Origin of the sequence: Paenibacillus donghaensis, from assembly GCF_002192415.1 — a bacterium.
Classification (GTDB): domain Bacteria; phylum Bacillota; class Bacilli; order Paenibacillales; family Paenibacillaceae; genus Paenibacillus_AQ; species Paenibacillus_AQ donghaensis.
Genome location: NZ_CP021780.1, coordinates 2035375 through 2053016, shown reverse-complemented (window position 1 = coordinate 2053016; position 17642 = coordinate 2035375). Strand labels below are relative to the sequence as shown.

Sequence of the window (17642 nt, the reverse complement as noted above, 5' to 3'; positions counted from 1 at the left end):
GCTACTTCACCGAACCGGTCATTCCGGCCACAAACTGCTTCTGCATCAGGAAGAACACCAGTGCGGTCGGAAGTGTGCCGATCACAATGGCAATCAGGATCATCCCGTAATCCGGGGCATACCCGGAGCCGAGATTGGAGATCAGGAGCGGCATTGTTTTGGTCTCGGGCGTCTGCAGCACAATCAGCGGCCAGAGGTAGTTGTTCCAGCTGGACATGAAGGTGATGATCGCCCCCGCCGCATAGGTTGTTCTCATTGTCGGCAGATAGATCCGCAGGAAGATGCCCAGTTCGCTTAGTCCGTCAATCCGGCCCGCTTCCAGCAGCTCCTTCGGGAACATCTTCGTGCTCTGCCGGAAGAAGAAGATCAGGAACGCCGTTGTCACCGTAGGCAGAATGACTGAAGCCATCGTATCAATGCCCAGCCATGGCACGGTGTTCGAGATGCTGGCAAACATACGGTACAGCGGAACCATCATCGCCGCGAACGGGATCATCATCGACACCAGCAGAATATTGAACACAATATCCTTCGTCCGACTGCGGAACACCTCGAAGCCATAGCCGGCAAGTGAAGCAATCAGCAGCGCCAGAATCGTTGTAGTAATGGAGATTTTGGCTGAATTCAGCAAGGACTGCTGCAGATCAGTCGTTTCCAGCAGATTGCGGAAATTCTCCAGCAGATGAGAGCCGGGCAGCAACCTTCCCTTGGTGACATCAACCGATTGATTGGTTGCGCTGATTACCATCCAGGCGAACGGGAAGATCGAGACGAAGGCTATGATGCCAAGGAATAGGTATGTGAAGAAACGTTTGCTCTTAGCCATTTTTATCACCTGCCACTTTGAACTGGAGGAACGACAGCAAGACGATCATAATCACAATCGAATAGGATACAGTAGCCGCATAGCCGAAATCTGCCGAATATTTAAACGACAGGTTATAAATGTACTGCGAGATTGTGAGCGTGGCATTGCCGGGACCGCCCTTAGTAATGTTCATGACCTCATCGAACAACTGCAGTGTTCCGATGGTTGAGGTGATGGACGTGAACAGAATGATCGGCTTCAGCAGCGGAACCGTGATTCCGAAGAATTGGCGGGGAGCGGAAGCTCCGTCAATCCTGGCCGCTTCATAGATGGAAACGTCAATATTCTGCAGCGCCGAGAGATAAAAAATCATATTGTAGCCCGTCCAACGCCAGGTGATTGCGATAATAATCGTAATCTTGGCCCAGAACGGATCAGTGATCCAGCCAATCGGAGCATCAATCAGCTGCAGCTTGAGCAGCAGCGTGTTGACTAGTCCATCGCCGGCGAACAGATATTTGAACACTACCGAATAGGCAACCAGAGAGGTTACACAAGGCAGGAAGATTGCCGTGCGAAAGAATCCTTTGAACTTCAGCTTGCTGTCATTGAGCAGCACCGAGATGAACAGCGCAAGCAGGATCATCACCGGCACCTGAACCAGCAGGTAGATGAAGGTGTTGGTAACGGCGGTAATAAACATATTGTCGTCGAACAGGCGCTGGTAATTGCTGAGGCCGGTGAATTCAAGATTACTGCCGGTCCCGGTCTGGAAGGACATGATTAATGCCTGCAGCATCGGATAGAAATAGAAGATAAAGATCATAACGACGGACAATAAGATGAACGACCATCCCGTCCATATGTTTCTGCGCCGAATGTTCAGGCTGGAACGTACAGGCTTCACTTCGCCCACCCCTTTCATGATGATTGATGATACCTAACCGGAAAAGATGAACCTTGAGCGTCTTCCGCTCCCTTGCACCGGGATTCGAAGCTGTGCCCAAGGTTCGGTCCATTCACAGTAAAGCTTTATTTAATCTGCGACTCGGCCTGGGCCTGGGCATCGCCCAGCACCTTGTCGATCGCTTTGCCATTCAGGTAATTCTGCATCTCCACGATCAGGATATCCTCAATCGCATAGGTATGGATACCGTAGTTGACACTTGGGATCTGCTCTGTCCAGGCTGCGAAGTCGGATACCGTCTTCTGTCCGCCGAAGAATTCGCTGGCCTGGCTGTAGGCTTTCCCGCTGGAGGCTGCCTTGAACGTGCCGATGACGCCGATATCGGTAAGCAGTTTCTGATACATCTCGGCGTTTGAGCCGAAAGTAGTCGCCATAAAGTCAGCTGCCGTTTCCTTGCCGTCTACATTCATGACATACCATGAGCTGCCGCCAAGGTTGGAGGCATGAACCGAATCCCCATTCCCCGGAAGTGTCGGCAGAGGCGCGATGCCCCATTTGCCCGATTGGGACGCTTCCGCCATGATCGACGGAGTGATCCAGTTGCCCGTAGGCACTGAGGCTACCGCTCCGCTGTTCAGAGCAGCCACGAACTGGCTCCAGTCGGAATGAACATTGGCCACATTGGAATCAGTCAAACCTTTATAGATTTCGAAGGCTTGCTTAAGCGCCTCGTTATTGGAAATATTCGGGGTTTTGCCGTCTTCGGTCAGATACCAGGAGCCGGCCGATTGAATCATCATACGGATCAGACCGAGGTCGTTAGGGTCAAGCGTAATCAGTGCTTTGCCTGTAGTTTCCTTGACTTTTTTGCCAATCTCAATATATTGCTTCCAGTCGATATCCTGCAGATCAGCCAGTTTGTAGCCCGCCTGCTCCAAATAATCGGTACGGACATAGAGCCCGGTTACACCGGAATCGAATGGCACACCATATTGCTTGCCGTCCAGACTGGTAGGACCACTCTTGTAATCGGCGAAATCCGTACCTTTGATTGAACCGCTGAGGTCCATGAACGAATCCTTGTAGGACTGGAGGAACCCTTGCGCCCGGTAATCCTCAATCAACACAATATTGGGCAATCCTTTGGTCGTGCCGGAGTTGAGTCCGGTGTTCAGCTTCTGGATAATATCGTTCTGGGCGTATTCAACAATATTGATTTTGACATCAGGGTTTGTTTTGGCGTATTCCGCTTTGGCTACTTCAAGTGCGGCAATATTAAATGCCGGGTCCCAAGCCCAAATTGTAATTTCCTTGGCCTTGGCGGTGTTTCCGCTGGCAGCATTGTTGTTTTTGTTCGAACTCGCACCGCAGGCGGTTAGCAGCAGCATACAAACCAGCACTAGCATCAAGCTTTTTTTCATTTCTTATGCCTCCCTAATTGTGTGTAATCTGTGTGTCACGATTGGATTTGTAAGCGTTTCCTGTTTGCATGAATTATCTTATCACCGCTCATGCACATTGTTGATCCCAATACCGCTGAACAGCCGGCTTCTATTCCCCATGCCAGTCAGCGGCAGCTCGGCGTTCCCGGTATCCATTCCATCTCCGCTATCAACTACCTCGCAGATCAGACTGCTGCTGTCCTTGGAGATTAGAATATGGATAACTCCCTCTGTTTTTGCGTGTGAAGCCATGAAAGAAGGCATTCTCAATGAACGGCTGAATCATCTGCTTGGGCACATGGTAATCCATTCAATCCGGCGAGATGAAAAAATTCACCCGTATCCGTTCTCCGTACCGAATCTGATTGATCATCATTAATCTCATCCAGCATATAGTTATAAGCATGTCCAAGTTCCTGAAATTCAAAACTGCCGATTACGGAGATATAATTATGGAAATTGCGCTGGGTAATCTTGGGCATTTGCCGGGTAAGCAGGGCCAGTCAAAACTCGCATAAAAAGGCTTAAAGTCTATCTCCTGAATGGTTATGTACAGGCTCACGCAACTATACTGCTGATCTCCGAAATCGGGGCTTCCCCCTGCCCGCAGCAGCGCTGCCGCCTGATCCGTGCCGATGATTGAACAGATTATAAAGCGCTCTCGCAGAATGGACAAATGAATCATTGCAGCGGTAAAAGTTACCTATGACAAAGGGACCTCTCAATGAGAGGCCCCTTTGTCATAGCATATAGCTGACGATTAAGAATCCGTTGATTTAGGATATAAACTTCTTGAACCCCTGAACTCTATCCTCCCCGTAGCCCATCCGCTCATAGAACCGATGCGCTTCCTTCCGCCGTTCTCCCGATACCAGAATGATATAATAACAATCCAGCTCCTGCGCTTTGGCTTCAATGGCGGCCATCAGCAGGCTGCCGACCCCCTGGCGGCGGGCGCGCACAGACACCACGACGTTCTCAATCACCATAAAAGAGCGGCAGTCTCCCACCAGATCCTGGCACACTATGCCCATTAAAGACCCGAACAGCTCTCCTTCCACAAAAGCCCCCAATAGGACGTACCTGCCGTCCCCCTGGATATCGGCAAAAGCCTGCTCCAGCTTGGATAAGTCCGTCGTTTGCTGGGTCAGCTCTTGATACAGCTCCGCGAGTTCAGGCAGCGATTCCCGATCAATCTTTTTGATGACAACCATCGGCTTCTAGTCTCCTTCGAACTGAAATAAATACAGCTTCCCATTGCGGGGATGCAGAATGCGCGAGCCTTTGTACCCCCTTGTCCTAAGCTCCTTAACCAATACCTGCATAAAGGCTCCATGGGTTACAGTCAGGACATTGGCGGCACTATACTCTGTCTGCAGCAGGTCGGCCACCTCTCGAGCACGGTGCTCGGTCGCCTGTCTGCCTTCAGGCTGCGAGCGGTGCCCGAAATACCAGGCCAGCCGCCCCAGCAGCAGCCAAAGATTGTAGTGCAGCCTCACGCCGGGAAGGTTCACTGCGGCAAACTTGATCTCTCTAAGCTTGTCCGTATAACGCACGGTACCGGAAAAAATTCCCCCTGCCGTTGCCGCAGCCCTGGGCAGATCACTGCTGATACACTCGTCCCACTCCTGACCGTTAGGGTCAAAATCCGCCGGCTCTATATCCGCATAATCATACAGATCCATCCAGGCATTAAACTGCTCTGCGGTCAGCCATGCACGCTTGGGCCTACGCACGACCACCCTGAAATGTCTTACCAGTCCAATGCTCCTCATAATAGGGCGCTATTGTTCACCAACAGCTGTCCATTTCACATCCTTATCCTCGGCTTCAAGCCGGAGCTTCACAGAACCCTTGCCTTGATTGCCAACAAGCTTGATTGTGCTTGTACCGGCTGCAAGCAGCAGCTCGCTGGCGCCTTGGCCGCTGCCTTCGGCTATCGTTACTACCTCTTGGCCCGGAGTGACCAGCACCAGCTTCAATTTACCGCCGTCTATTTCCTGATCATATTCTACTTTTAGAGCTGCTTCACTGTCTGCATCTATCGTCCAGATGGAATCCGTGCCGTAGAATTTACTGAAGGACAGCTCACTTTCGTTGTCTTTGGTTTCTCCCGTACGGTCTCCAAACGTATAGCTGTCAGCTGAACCCGCTATGGCTGAATTGCTGCCGTACATTTGCTTCTGTGTCTCTGACGCGGCGCTGCAGCCGGACAGGCTGAGCGCAGCCAGCAGGACCGCACATGCGACGGCAAGCTTCATTCGATTCATCATTACTCTCCCTCTTCCATATCATTGATATGCAGTATTATACTTACATTCTTCCGACCTCTTCTATGTATTTCATTACAGCCTTCACTCGCTCCGCCGGGGTCAGGTTCTCTTCCAAGCGCAGCAGCGGACAATTCAGCCGGGTTATCCAATCCTCATGAAGCGCCTTGCTTCTAACCTCCAGACCTGCGGTGTCATACAAGGAGGCCCATTCCAGAAAAGCTTGTTCCGCCTCATAACGCACGCCGCCGGGCAGAATCTCATCGCCATAACGCCCATATTCCCTTGCTCTCAGACGTTCCAGCCGAACATCCGGCGGTACCCACAAGAAGATCACAAGATCAAACAGCGGCCTTAGCGAATCTCCCCAGCCGCAAACCGCGCCGGAGAGAATATACGGCTCTTGCGCCAGCAGATCCGCTTTTATTCTGAGGAGCCGTTCCTGCGGATCACTTTGCACGGTAAATTTATGCTCCCAGAAATAATCGTCCGTGTCGAGATGAGCATGGGGCAGCACCTGGCAGAGATCCCGGCCCAGCGTGCTGGTACCCGCACCCGACGCTCCCATGATATGAATCCTGGTGTAGATGCGAATCCCCTCCTCTTCTGGTCGGCCTCCGTATGATGAGAATATCGAAGTTTTAACTTCGTAGTGGTTTCATAAAGTCCGAGCCATTCAATTAGTTGCGAAAGTGCATCTAATTAGCCGATTTTTTACGTTTTGGAGCAAATAGTTGCCAAAAGGCACTTAATTCAGGCGTTTGAGCGAAAAGGACTCGATTTACTCGAAATTAGTTGCATTATCGCACTTAATTGCCCGCTGGCGCACGATCCGGCTGAAATTAGTTGCAGTTTCGGTTACTACTTAGGGCCCCCTTTTTTTCCATGTGTTACTCGTCCGAGCCTGTCATACAACACTGCGCGACAAGGAGGCTAAGAATAACAAATGAAGGCCGTCGCCAGTAACCTGCACTTAAATTTCAGACTACTAACGGACTCAGGAGTCTCTATTTGCTGTAAAAAGGCTGTTTTGCAGGTATAACGGACTCAGGAGCCTCTATTCAGGCAAAAATCCACTAGTTAGGGCCTGTTTTTCCAATATAGAGGCTATGCGGTCCGCTAGACTCCAAACCATCGCAGGAATGCGGAAACAGGAGCTATACGGTCCGCTAGGACGTGGGTTACCTGAAGGGGGGAGTGTTTGGGGGGGTAAGGTAGCGCGATCCCATAACCTTCGCAAGTAAACCTTCTATACCCTCGCAGGGATCTGAGTAGTAACCAGTTTCGCATCTGTTCGCTCCAAATGTCATCCCTCTCCTATTCCTCCGTTTCATGCAGCGGCTCCTTTAGTGCCATCCCCGACAGGTCCAATAACTCACTTTCCACGACAATGGCGGTCAGTGAGCAGTCTGTTAACGTTTCATGCCACTCTCCCTTGCTAAGAAGAAACAGCTTCGTCGTCCTCTGAAAGAGGCGGCATCCGTTTCTACTCACTTATATTTCCAGAACACCGCATCACCGGCCTGCACCGGACAATATACCTCCTCAGCACCCTTAACCTTTCCCTCACCGGCCACAATCAGCAGCAGCCGGGGTATCGGCGCCTGATGGTAGCCAATGCTGCCGCCGGCTTCAAGAAACATTGCGCCCAGATGGGCCGGCTGCTGTGTGTGCAGAATTCTGGACATTACCAAAATCGGAATCAAATTTGTTTATTTTTCTGCCTGCTTCCCGGGCAAAACTATATAATTTCAATTCAATTCTCCTTAATCAGCGGTTCGATTCCCGCGACATCCGGCGGCACACGGCGGGCAACACCCGTAGACATGGCTGCCCGGATTACCGCCAGGCGGACCTGTTCGACCACTTTGTCGTTAAATATGCTGGGGATAATATATTGCTCGTTCAGTTCCTCCTCCAGCACCACTGAAGCAATCGCCTTCGCCGCTGCCAGCTTCATCTCCAGATTCACCACTGCAGCCCGGCAATCCAGCGCTCCCCGGAAGATACCGGGGAAACAGAGCACATTGTTGATCTGGTTGGGATAATCGCTCCGCCCTGTAGCCAGCACCCGCACATGCGGCTCAGCCAGCTCCGGCTCAATCTCCGGGTTCGGGTTAGCCATCGCGAACACGATGTTGTTCGCCGACATGCTCTTCAGATGCTCCACATTCAGAATTCCGCCTCCGGCTACGCCGATGAACACATCCGCTCCCTGCATCACCTCTGCCAAACCACCCTGCACATTATCGGGATTCGTCCGTGCAGCCAGCTTGGTCCATTCCGGATTCCCGTAAGCAGCTTCCCTTACCAGCACCCCTTCACGGTCGACCGCATAAATGCAGCGGGCCCCCGCCGCCAGCAGCAGATTGCAGATGGAGACACCGGCAGCGCCTATGCCCACCACAACAATTCTGGCTTCAGCGAGGGTAAGGCCGACTACCTTCAGCGCGTTCAGCAGCCCCGCCAAGGCCACCACTGCAGTTCCATGCTGGTCATCGTGGAACACGGGAATGTCCAGCTCCTCCGCCAGCCTGCGCTCAATCTCGAAGCAGCGGGGCGAGCTGATGTCCTCCAGGTTAATGCCGCCAAAGCCCGGAGAGACCGCTTTCACAATCCGAATGATTTCCTCGGAGTCCTTCGTATCCAGGCAGAGGGGGAATGCGTCAATGCCCGCCAGCTGCTTGAACAGCATGGCTTTGCCTTCCATCACCGGCATCGCCGCCTCCGGCCCGATGTCGCCAAGACCAAGCACAGCTGTCCCGTCTGTAACGACGGCTACCGTATTTCTTTTTATGGTGAGTGAGTAGGCTTTGGCAGGATCTTCGGCAATCGCCATGCTCACCCTGGCTACGCCGGGAGTATAGACCTGTGAGAGGTCTTCGCGGTTCTTAATCTTCATCTTGGGCATAATCTCAATCTTGCCCCCGAGGTGGGCCAGGAAGGTGGAATCCGATACGTTAATCACCTTAATGCCGTCCATAGCGGACAAGATACGATGAATTTCTTCATTCGTGGCATCCTGCACATTGACAGTGATGTCCCGTGTAGTCACTTCCTTACCGGCCCGAATCACGTCAATCGCCACAATATCTCCGCCCGCAGCGGCAATGCCGGAAGCCACATCCGCGAAGGATGCAACCGATTTGCGGATTTCCAGCCGGATAATCATCGTTGTTGCTATTGACATGAGCGAATCCCCCTTTTTTGGCTACAAGCTATCTCCAATATACTACACTACGGACCTATCCCCAAGTCATAGATTAGCTTCAGTTCAACCCTCAAACAGCTGAATATAGAAAGTGAATCTTATATAGTTGGAAAAAGCTCCTGCCAATACTGTTTCATCGTCGCCAGGACCTCTTCCTTGACCTTACCGGCCACGTGAAGCTCAGCCGCCGCTGCAGACCTCGACCCTAACGGTAATTCGTATAACTGGTTAGGAAATGCTGCCACGTCGCAAGCTGCCTTCCTTATTTATATACCCAGCAGCTTCCTGACCGCCTCTTCACAGGACTGCCGGTATGTCTCATGCAGCGCATCCTCATCCGTCATCAGCCATTGGATCAGACAGCCGTCAATAAGAGCACGGATCTGCGGTGCCGTCTGCTCCGCTGACAGGTGAGGCGATACCATCCCTTCCTTCTGGCCAAGAAGAAGAATCTCCGTGCTGATGCTGGTGCAGTTGTCGTAGAACCGCTGGTTGATCTCCCGGTAAGCCGGAATCCGGCTGGCGCGGGCCAGAAAGTCCAGGTAGACGCGGTAGAACGCGCGGTTCTTCTCCGGGGAGACAAACGCCGAGCCAATATAAGCGGCAAGCTTCCCGGCAGCGGTCTCCTGCTCTCTGACAGCTTCATGCTCTTTCAGATAGATTCTGGAGGTCAGCCATTCCAGCAGTTCAATCAATACCGCTTCTTTGCTGGCAAAATAATAATGAACGACTCCTTTGCTGACCTGTGCATGATCGGCAATCATCTGCAGGGTCACTGCATCGTAGCCCTGTCCAGATAACGCCTGAAAGGCAGCATACAGAATCTGCTTACGTTTCTCTTCTGATTTCTTATACCGTACCATAGAACCTCCGTTGTTATGGGGATGATGCTGTACATTATATCATAGCCATAAAAAAGTTGACCAGTCAGAATAAATCATATATAAAGAACTTATATCAACCCGTTTAATAAATTCATTCATAAAAGGAGCTTATACCATGTCCGAAACTTTTCAAGCGCTAGTGGTGAATAAGACTGAACAGAGCTTTACCGTTGAGGTGAAGCCAGTTGCCCTTAAGGACTTGCCGGAGGGCGAGGTGCTGATCCGCGTTGCCTACTCAAGTGTGAACTATAAGGATGGACTGGCAGCCATTCCTGACGGCAAAATCCTCAAGAGCTACCCGTTTATCCCCGGGGTCGATCTGGCAGGAGAGGTGGTATCCTCGACGGATGAGCGGTTCCGCGAAGGCGACCAGGTCATTGCTTCGGGCAACGGCATCGGCGTAAGCCATTTTGGCGGTTACAGCCAATACGCCCGCATCCCTGCGGATTGGGTGATCCCGATGCCGGCAGGTCTGACGGCAAGAGAAGCAATGATCTATGGTACGGCAGGCTTCACCGCCGCCTTGTCCATCCATGAGCTGGAGCAGCATGGACTGGATAAGGATAAAGGCAAGGTGCTTGTTACCGGAGCGACGGGTGGAGTGGGTGGAGCGGCAATTGCCATGCTCGCAGGCCAAGGTTACCAGGTGGTTGCCAGTACGGGCCAGGCAGACGCAGTCGCTTATCTGGAGGGGCTTGGGGCATCCGAGGTTATCTCCCGCGAGGATGTGCTCGGCACAGGCAAGCCGCTGGACAAGCAGCTGTGGCAGGCGGCAGTGGATTCTGTGGGTGGCAGCCCGCTGGCTTCCATTCTGAGCAGGCTTAGGTACAAGGGTTCGGTTGCTGCCAGCGGCCTGACCGCAGGCACCAGCGTGCCCGCTACCGTGCTTCCGTTCATTCTGCGCGGGGTCAATCTGCTGGGCATTGATTCCGTGATGTGTCCGGCAGACATCCGCCAGCTGATCTGGAAGCGGATGGGCGCTGATCTGAAGCCGGCCAATCTGGAGCAGCTGGTAGACCGTGAGGTTACGCTGGAATCGCTGCCGGAAGCACTGGGCGACATTCTCCAGTCGAAGACAATCGGGCGCGTGCTTGTCCGCTTGTTCTAAGAAGCCCCCAAAGCACTAATACCTGGACCTAAGCAGCAACAATATAAGGAACACCCCTCCGGAAGTTTCCGGAGGGGTGTTTTCGAGTGAATATTGGCGCGCCCTTTTTCATCAGGAAGTTGAGAACTCTGCTTGCATTCTTAGCAAGAGTCTATTCCTTGCCAGCTGCCTCTGAAACGTCGACGAACTGCGGCAGGACATACGGCTGCGGCTGGAAGCCACGGGGATAACCCATCCCCATCGGATATACGGGCATCGGGTATTGATGATAGCCATAAGGCATCGACGGCATATTGCCGGATATAGGCATCATATTGTTCGGCGGCATATTACCGGACATAGGCATCATATTGTTCGGCGGCATATTGCCGGACATAGGCATCATGTTGTTCGGCGGCATATTGCCGGATATAGGCATCATGTTGTTCGGCGGCATATTGCCGGACATAGGCATCATATTCGGCAGCGGCATTCCATTGCCCATTGGCATTCCATGATAGCTGTTTTCCTTCATGTTAGGTGTTGCGGCTGCTTGAACCTGCCCTGGCGGACAGCAGTCCGCCGGAGGACCAATGAAGGTTCCAGGCTGGATAGGCGCGAGCGCTTCTTTGAGCTTGGCTTCGTTCAGACAATACGTATGGGCCAGCACTTTGGACGGCGTCAGGCTCAGCAGATCCGAGCCGAGGATCACTTCCGGTACCGGGGCATCAAAGATCGCCAGCAGATGGGTATTATCCACCGTCGCTGTCTCATAATGCCACCAGCCTTGCGGCACATTGGCCACCTGGCCGGGACAAATCGGGAAATGCAGCAGCTCATTGGTGAACGGATTAATCAGAGAGACCACGGCTTCCCCGCAGATGCAATAGACCAGTTCGGCGGCATTCTGGTGATAATGAGGTTCTACGACATTGCTTTTGCTCAGAAAAATATCAAGCAGCGAAGTTCCTTTGAGCGTATTCAGCTGCTTCACGGACAACAGATTGATGTAGTTGCAGGCATCTTTTCTAAACAGTGTTTTGTTGCTTAAATCGTAAGTAAACTCTACATCGGGTGATGTGTAATCCATGTATGCGGTCATTTCAATTCCTGCCCTTCTGCTGTGCAAACGTTCTGCACTTCTTAACAGTAGAGTATGCATATGCCTATGCCCAGGTGCACACAAAAAGCAGAGTTTATTCACCAGAGACCACCGTCCGGTTGCGCCCGCGGTTCTTGGCCTCATATAGCGCCTCGTCTGCACGCTGCAGCAGCTCCGCGCCTGATCCAGCTTGTGACGGGTAATGCGCAATCCCCTGCGATACCGTAATCCGCGAGCCTGTCGGTACCCGGCTCTCCTCCAGACCCACACGAATTCGCTCGGCAACGGTCAGGGCTTCAGGTGTGCGGGTGTTTAACAGCAGCAGGACAAATTCTTCGCCCCCATAGCGGCAGCAGATATCGCTTGGACGGACCGAAGCGGAGATAATCGCGGCCACATGCTTCAGCACCTCGTCCCCGGTCAGATGGCCATAGGTATCATTAACGAACTTGAATTTATCCACATCCACCACAATCAGCGAGAAGGACAGCTCAGCGGCAATCCACTCCTGCAGCTTCTGCTCCAGCATTCTGCGGTTGTCCAGACCAGTCAACGGGTCGGTCATAGCTTCCTGGGTGAGGGATTCCGTCTGCTTCTGTATATTGTTATAGGCAAGAAAAATAGCTTGGGTCAGCAGCTCGGCCTCTCTGTTCCAGTGGGATTTAGGCTCAGGCAGCTCTATTTTTTCCGTACTAAACTTGCTGACCAGATCTGCCAGGTAGACAAAAGGCTGCGCCAGCCGATGCGAAACATAAATAACGCCAAACAGCAGCAGCACAAACGGGATCAGTGTGTACATGAACGTCATTCGCAAATACTGGTACAATTGGTCGAAGATAACACTGCTCGGAGAGACCACCACCACGCCCCAGCCATTGGACGGCACATGGGCATAACCTGCCAGCAGATTGACGGATTGCAAATTAAATGCCTGCGCCTGTCCGCTCTCTCCTCTCATGAGCTTCTGAACAATGCTATTCCCGCTGATATCATCTCCGATCCGCTTTTTGTCCGGATGAAACAGCAGATGACCCTTGGAGTCGACGATATAATAATAGGAGCCGGAATCATCAATCGCATTCGCCCCAAAAGCCATGCTTAGGACATTATCCTGCTGAAGATAGAACGAGCCTCCAATAAGTCCGACATACATTCCTTCCGTATTAAATACCGGCTGACTCATAAACACGATCATTCTCCCGGTGCTGGAGGTTGTGTAAGGCTCCGAGACATAAGGCTTCTGCAGCTTCAGCGCGTCGAGGGCGGTGGGAGAAACGATATATTTGCCCGACATATTCAGTGACTCTGGTGCCGAATGCAGCACAAGCCCGCCTTTTTCAACGAGGACCACCGAATTAAAATAATTGCTGCTGTTGCGCATCAGCTCCAGTTCCCGGCTAACTACATCTGAATCCATCTGCTCCATGCTGGAAAACGTCCGGGCGCTAAACTCCAGACTGCTGCGCATGGAAATAAACAGCGAATCCATCGTCTGACTTAATTTGTGGGCATTAAAGGAATTCAGATGAAGCGTTGTTTCGATCAAGGATTGTTTCTTGGATTCATAAGAAGCGATAAGCAGTATCGTGGATGTCAGAAGGACTACCAGTGAGACCAGGCCCGTTAACAATGTGGTGAGGCTAATTTTGTGTTTCTGCCGTGTTTGTCTATATTTGTGATCCGGCATGATCTACCCCCTATCTACCAAAAAACACGCAGTCCGCTTAAATTGAAGAATTCACAACAAAATGCGAAGAAATCCGACAGCAACCTGCATTTTCAGTCTCCATTATAAACGATTGTTAGACACAATCACTAGGAAGGAACGTCCTTTAGTTCCATTTAATGGTCTCCGAGTAAACCCGCCCTCTTTGGGGCAATCTTATAGATAGAGTAGTAACGGTTTCACCTTCCTCTGAAAGAGGGGGGACGTCCGTTTCTGCGGGAAATAGAAGGATAAAAATCAGGTGCAACCAAACCTCAGGAGGATGCCCAAGATGAAGCATTTTCGCCAGAGTCTGCTATGGATATGGATCATGACCAGTTTGATGTTCTTCTCCCTCATTGGCTTCACCCCTATGAACTCAATGGCCCGAGCCGAAGCAGCCACCCCACCGAAATCTGCGGCCATCGAGAAACCGCTTATGTTTGTGCTTATCCACGGTTCCTGGGTCGATGCCGGTTTCTGGAAGGAAACAGCCGCCGAGCTGCGCTTAATGGGGCACGAGGTCTACACACCGGAGTACGCCGGCCATGGCGGAGTTGGTTCGACGCAGCTTGGCAGTGTTACCCATGAGCAGATGACCCGATCTGTAGTGGATTACATGAACCGGAAGAAGCTGAAGGATGTGGTACTGCTGGGACACAGCTTTGGAGGAAGCATTGTGCAAAAAACCGCCGAGCAGCTCCCGGACCGAATCAGACGGCTGGTCTTCTTCGATGCCTTTGTGCCGTTGGACGGACAGAGTGTGGCTGACCAGTTTGCAGCACCGGTGAGGGAATCCTTTGAGCAGCTGCGGAAGTCTTCCGGCAACAACACGATTAGCCTGCCGTTCCCGCTGTTCCGTGAAGCTTTTGTCAACACCGCTACCCTTGCCGAAGCTCAGGACTACTATACTTATGTCATTCCCGAGCCTGCAGGTCCAGCCTTCCAGAAGCTTGACCTGAAGAAATTCTACAGCCTGGATATTCCCAAAAGCTATCTTTTCCTGACCGAGGATACTGCCCTGCCACAGACTCCCTTCGGCTACCACCCTTCGCAGTCCGCCCATCTGGGGGCCTACCGGTACATTGCCGGGCACGGCGACCACATGACCACCGCGCATAAAGAGCCCAAACGGCTGGCTGAGCTGATCGTTCAGGCCTCGCGGGACTAGTGTTGCAACTCATCTGCCGTTTAACGCAGACTGACGTTGAACGGATTGGCGAGTTGCTTCCGTCTGAACTGACTGGGTGGCGGCGCGGCGGGTAAGTCTGTGGGCTCGGCGGGTGATGAGTCTGCGTGGCGGCTGGCATGGAGCGCGAATGATGAGTCTGCGTATGCCGATAACATCAAACTTCGCGATGGCTTCCTAAGTTTCGAACCATTAATTTAGATGCGAAAATGCATCTAATTGGCGAATTTCCTCCATTTTGAGGCGAATAGATGCAAAAACGCATCTAATTTGGGGCTTTGAGCGCTAGATGCTAATTTCACTCAAAATTAGTTGCAGATTCGCACTTAATCACTCGTTAGCTCACGATTCGGCTGAAATTAGTTGCACTTTCGGTTACTACTTAGGACCCTGCGAGGATATAGAAGGTTAGGGATTGCACTAGCGTAATCCAAACCCTCCCCCACCCGGAACTTCAGGTAACCTACGTCCTAACGGACCGTATGAGCGTGTCGATTCATTGTGGACAACTGTAAACTTGGTTCTCTCAAATCGATTTTTGTGTTGGAAAACGAAAATTTCCATCAGAAAATGGATCTGAGCGTCTCTGAGAGGAGATTTTGGGGTTGCTCAACTGCATTTTTGATTTATCCACAATGAATCGACAGCCTCCGTATAGCTCCTATTTCCTCATTTCTGCGCTGGTTTGGAATGTAACGGACCGCATAGCCTCTATATCGGAAAAACAGGCCTTACCTAGTGGGTTTCGGCTTGAATAGGGGCTCCTGAGTCCGTTAGAGCTGCAAAACAGCCTTTTTACAGCAAATAGGGGCTCCTGAGTCCGTTAATAGTCTGAAAGTTAATCGCTGGTTACCGGCGACAGCCTTCCTTTGGTTATGCTCAGCCTCCTTGTCGCGCGGTGTGGTATGACTGGCTCGGACGAGTAACACATGGAACACAAAGGGGCTCTAAGTAGTAACCACTTTCGCATCTATTTACTCCGAATGTCCGGGCGACATGCTTAATGTTACTTAAATTGTTGATTCAGAGTGCAGAGGGTAATCTTCAAGCGTCATCGCCAGCCCTAACCGGCGTAACGACTGCCTTAAGTCAGCGTAACATCAGTGTTACGCGAGTGTTCACAGGCGTCGGTGCTATTGCCGCCGCCACTGCAAAAAGAGCAGGGCGGAACAGTGAACCCACTGTTCCCCCTGCTCTTCGTTGTCCCTCCGGCGGTGCTGCGCACGCCGGAGCCGGACTAGCGCTGCCAGCGTCAGCAGCGCAGCGCCCCCGCGAGCGCCGCTGATAGCAGCAGCGGCGCACCGCCAACGCACGCGGGTAGGCTGCGCCCACACCCGCAAGGCCCGGCGGCCGCGGCGTCAGGACGCGGCTCCGCCCGGCTGCGCGGAACCGTGCCGCAGCAGCACGCCTTGCGGCTTCACCGGCAGGCCGCTGCGCGGCAGCTCGCGGTCCGTGGCCGCACCATCAACAGCCCAGCTGCCATGCTCCAGCACAAGCCGGAGGGTCAGCAGCACGGGCGCTTCGGGACCGCCGGAGGTGGCGGTCGTCAGCTTCAGCTCCAGCAGCTTGGTTCCGCTCCCGGCTGCGACCTCCTTCTCTACCTTCCAGCCGGTGATCCAAGGACTGGAGCCGCCCGTATTCCAGTTCAGCTCCATGAAGCGTGGATACATCTGCTTCTTGAAGGCTTTGGAGAATACCACATACTGGATGGAAGCATTACGCTGCTGCAGGCCATAGGCATACAGCTCCGCAGCCTCGCTGGCCGCAGTCAGAATCATCCGCTTCGACTCCGTTGCCTTTCTTGGCATGGCGCTGACCGGAAGACTCAGCCCAGGCTCCATCTTCTCGGAGAATGGCGCATTCACAGCCGTTTTGTACGTCACCGCTGTTACCGTCTGTATAATATCTCGGGTTGCCGCAGCTGATGCCATACCGGGGTGCAGCAGCATCACGGCCAGCAAGCCCGCGGTCCATCTCTTCTTGTTAACTCCAAACAAACAATCCATCCTCCTTTAAGGAATAACCTGGCTTACCACGCAATTCTTCCCTTAACCGATGAAAATTATGTATAAGACACAAGTAGAAACGGCTTTGCCGTCCTTTTAGGGACGACAACCGTTTCTGCGGGAAATAGAAGGATAAAGATTCAGGTGTTAACTTTCTTATATATGCAGAAGAGGACCGCATAGCGGTCCTCTTCTGCAGACAGCCTCTCACAAGCAATCCAGGATTAGTCCGGCGGACTCCTCAATGGATTGGTTCGTGACGTCTATAATCTTGCAGCCTAGCTTCTTCATCAGCTCCTCGGCGTAGCTGTATTCCTCCAGCACCTGCAGCTCGGAAGCATACCCTGCACTGGTTGTCAGCCCCAGCGCGCGGAGCCGTTCGGTACGGATCTTGATCAGCGCCTCCATATCCATTGTCAAGCCGAAGATCCGATTGCGCGGAACCTGCAGCAGCTCGGGCGGCGGCGGGACTTCCGGGGTCAAGGGGCAGTTGGCTACCTTGATGCCCTTGTAAGCCATATACATGCTGAGCGGCGTCTTGGAGGTGCGCGAGACGCCGACGAGCACCAGGTCGGCTAGGCCAATCCCGCGCCCGTCCCGCCCGTCGTCATATTTAACCGCGAATTCGATCGCTTCAATCCGGCGGTAATAATGGTCATCCAGATCGTTATGACGCCCTGGCTGCTGAAGCGGAACATGATGGAATGATTGGCTGAACGCGGTAATGACAGGACCCATCACGTCTACGATCGCAACGCCCAGCTTCAGGCTGTGCCTGGCGATGGCCTCGCGCAGTTCCTGCTGGACGAGGGTGTACACGATAACCGACTGCTGCCTATGCGCCAGTTCAACGATGTCAGCTATCTCCCGCACGCTAGTTATCCGCCGAAATGGCCGGACCGCCACCGTTTCCAGATTAAATTGCCGGATCGCTGCACCGGCCACCGCTTCTGCCGTCTCTCCAATTGAATCCGAGCAGATAAATACATGCTTCTCCGTCACCCTGATAACCCCTCTCACCGTATAGCCCG

18 protein-coding genes and 1 pseudogene are annotated in these 17642 nt (G+C 52.7%); 3 read left to right on the top strand and 16 right to left on the bottom strand.

Annotated features, from left to right (window positions below):
• Window position 1 precedes the first annotated feature (1 nt).
• From B9T62_RS08550 to B9T62_RS08495, 12 genes are all read right to left on the bottom strand, one after another.
• Complete coding sequence (locus B9T62_RS08550) at window positions 2-826, bottom strand: carbohydrate ABC transporter permease (RefSeq protein WP_087914864.1); 825 nt, start codon at window positions 824-826, stop codon at window positions 2-4.
• Entirely contained in the window at window positions 819-1733 is a 915-nt protein-coding gene (locus tag B9T62_RS08545) for a carbohydrate ABC transporter permease (protein ID WP_087914863.1), read from the bottom strand. Before B9T62_RS08545 ends, B9T62_RS08550 begins: the two co-directional genes overlap by 8 nt.
• Window positions 1734-1840: 107 nt before the next feature.
• Window positions 1841-3136: an ABC transporter substrate-binding protein gene (locus tag B9T62_RS08540; RefSeq protein WP_087914862.1), complete on the bottom strand. Its 1296-nt coding sequence runs from the start codon at window positions 3134-3136 to the stop codon at window positions 1841-1843.
• A gap of 81 nt (window positions 3137-3217) precedes the next feature.
• Window positions 3218-3409 carry a sensor histidine kinase gene (locus tag B9T62_RS08535; RefSeq protein WP_087914861.1) on the bottom strand — a complete coding sequence of 64 codons (192 nt, stop codon included), beginning with the start codon at window positions 3407-3409 and terminating at the stop codon, window positions 3218-3220.
• A 524-nt stretch (window positions 3410-3933) separates the two neighbouring features.
• On the bottom strand, window positions 3934-4371 hold the full coding sequence (locus B9T62_RS08525) for a GNAT family N-acetyltransferase (protein ID WP_087914859.1): 438 nt from the start codon (window positions 4369-4371) through the stop codon (window positions 3934-3936).
• A gap of 6 nt (window positions 4372-4377) precedes the next feature.
• Window positions 4378-4893 carry a histidine phosphatase family protein gene (locus B9T62_RS08520; RefSeq protein WP_245864400.1) on the bottom strand — a complete coding sequence of 172 codons (516 nt, stop codon included), beginning with the start codon at window positions 4891-4893 and terminating at the stop codon, window positions 4378-4380.
• A gap of 48 nt (window positions 4894-4941) precedes the next feature.
• Window positions 4942-5430 carry a hypothetical protein gene (locus tag B9T62_RS08515; RefSeq protein WP_087914857.1) on the bottom strand — a complete coding sequence of 163 codons (489 nt, stop codon included), beginning with the start codon at window positions 5428-5430 and terminating at the stop codon, window positions 4942-4944.
• Window positions 5431-5470: 40 nt separating this feature from the next.
• Window positions 5471-6016, bottom strand: coding sequence for an AAA family ATPase (locus tag B9T62_RS08510; protein WP_087914856.1), 546 nt, complete (start codon window positions 6014-6016; stop codon window positions 5471-5473).
• Window positions 6017-6744: 728 nt separating this feature from the next.
• Window positions 6745-6921, bottom strand: coding sequence for a hypothetical protein (locus B9T62_RS40600; RefSeq protein WP_245864399.1), 177 nt, complete (start codon window positions 6919-6921; stop codon window positions 6745-6747).
• The gene (locus tag B9T62_RS40595; protein ID WP_245864398.1) at window positions 6918-7133 is read right to left on the bottom strand and encodes a cupin domain-containing protein; all 216 of its coding nucleotides are present in this window, start codon (window positions 7131-7133) and stop codon (window positions 6918-6920) included. Before B9T62_RS40595 ends, B9T62_RS40600 begins: the two co-directional genes overlap by 4 nt.
• Window positions 7134-7183: 50 nt before the next feature.
• Window positions 7184-8617, bottom strand: coding sequence for an NAD-dependent malic enzyme (locus B9T62_RS08500; RefSeq protein ID WP_087914855.1), 1434 nt, complete (start codon window positions 8615-8617; stop codon window positions 7184-7186).
• Between the two features lie 287 nt (window positions 8618-8904).
• Entirely contained in the window at window positions 8905-9501 is a 597-nt protein-coding gene (locus B9T62_RS08495) for a TetR/AcrR family transcriptional regulator (RefSeq protein WP_087914854.1), read from the bottom strand.
• A 136-nt stretch (window positions 9502-9637) separates the two neighbouring features.
• On the opposite strand from B9T62_RS08495, the gene B9T62_RS08490 reads away from it, so the two are divergent.
• Complete coding sequence (locus tag B9T62_RS08490) at window positions 9638-10630, top strand: acrylyl-CoA reductase family protein (RefSeq protein ID WP_087914853.1); 993 nt, start codon at window positions 9638-9640, stop codon at window positions 10628-10630.
• Window positions 10631-11182: 552 nt separating this feature from the next.
• On the opposite strand, the pseudogene B9T62_RS08485 reads toward B9T62_RS08490, so the two are convergent.
• Window positions 11183-11711: pseudogene (locus B9T62_RS08485) on the bottom strand (cupin domain-containing protein); the annotation flags it as partial.
• A 94-nt stretch (window positions 11712-11805) separates the two neighbouring features.
• Window positions 11806-13398, bottom strand: a complete 1593-nt coding sequence (locus B9T62_RS08480) for a sensor domain-containing diguanylate cyclase (protein WP_087914852.1) — start codon at window positions 13396-13398, stop codon at window positions 11806-11808.
• Between the two features lie 310 nt (window positions 13399-13708).
• On the opposite strand from B9T62_RS08480, the gene B9T62_RS08475 reads away from it, so the two are divergent.
• Together B9T62_RS08475 and B9T62_RS38850 are read left to right on the top strand one after the other, a co-directional pair.
• Window positions 13709-14587, top strand: coding sequence for an alpha/beta hydrolase (locus B9T62_RS08475; protein ID WP_245864397.1), 879 nt, complete (start codon window positions 13709-13711; stop codon window positions 14585-14587).
• Window positions 14588-15608: 1021 nt separating this feature from the next.
• Window positions 15609-15890, top strand: coding sequence for a hypothetical protein (locus tag B9T62_RS38850; protein WP_157685517.1), 282 nt, complete (start codon window positions 15609-15611; stop codon window positions 15888-15890).
• 73 nt (window positions 15891-15963) lie between these two features.
• Here the strand turns inward: B9T62_RS38850 and B9T62_RS08470 are convergent, their stop codons facing one another.
• Window positions 15964-16602 carry a hypothetical protein gene (locus B9T62_RS08470; RefSeq protein WP_087914851.1) on the bottom strand — a complete coding sequence of 213 codons (639 nt, stop codon included), beginning with the start codon at window positions 16600-16602 and terminating at the stop codon, window positions 15964-15966.
• A 216-nt stretch (window positions 16603-16818) separates the two neighbouring features.
• Window positions 16819-17613 carry a pyruvate, water dikinase regulatory protein gene (locus B9T62_RS08465; protein WP_087920195.1) on the bottom strand — a complete coding sequence of 265 codons (795 nt, stop codon included), beginning with the start codon at window positions 17611-17613 and terminating at the stop codon, window positions 16819-16821.
• Window positions 17614-17642 lie beyond the last annotated feature (29 nt).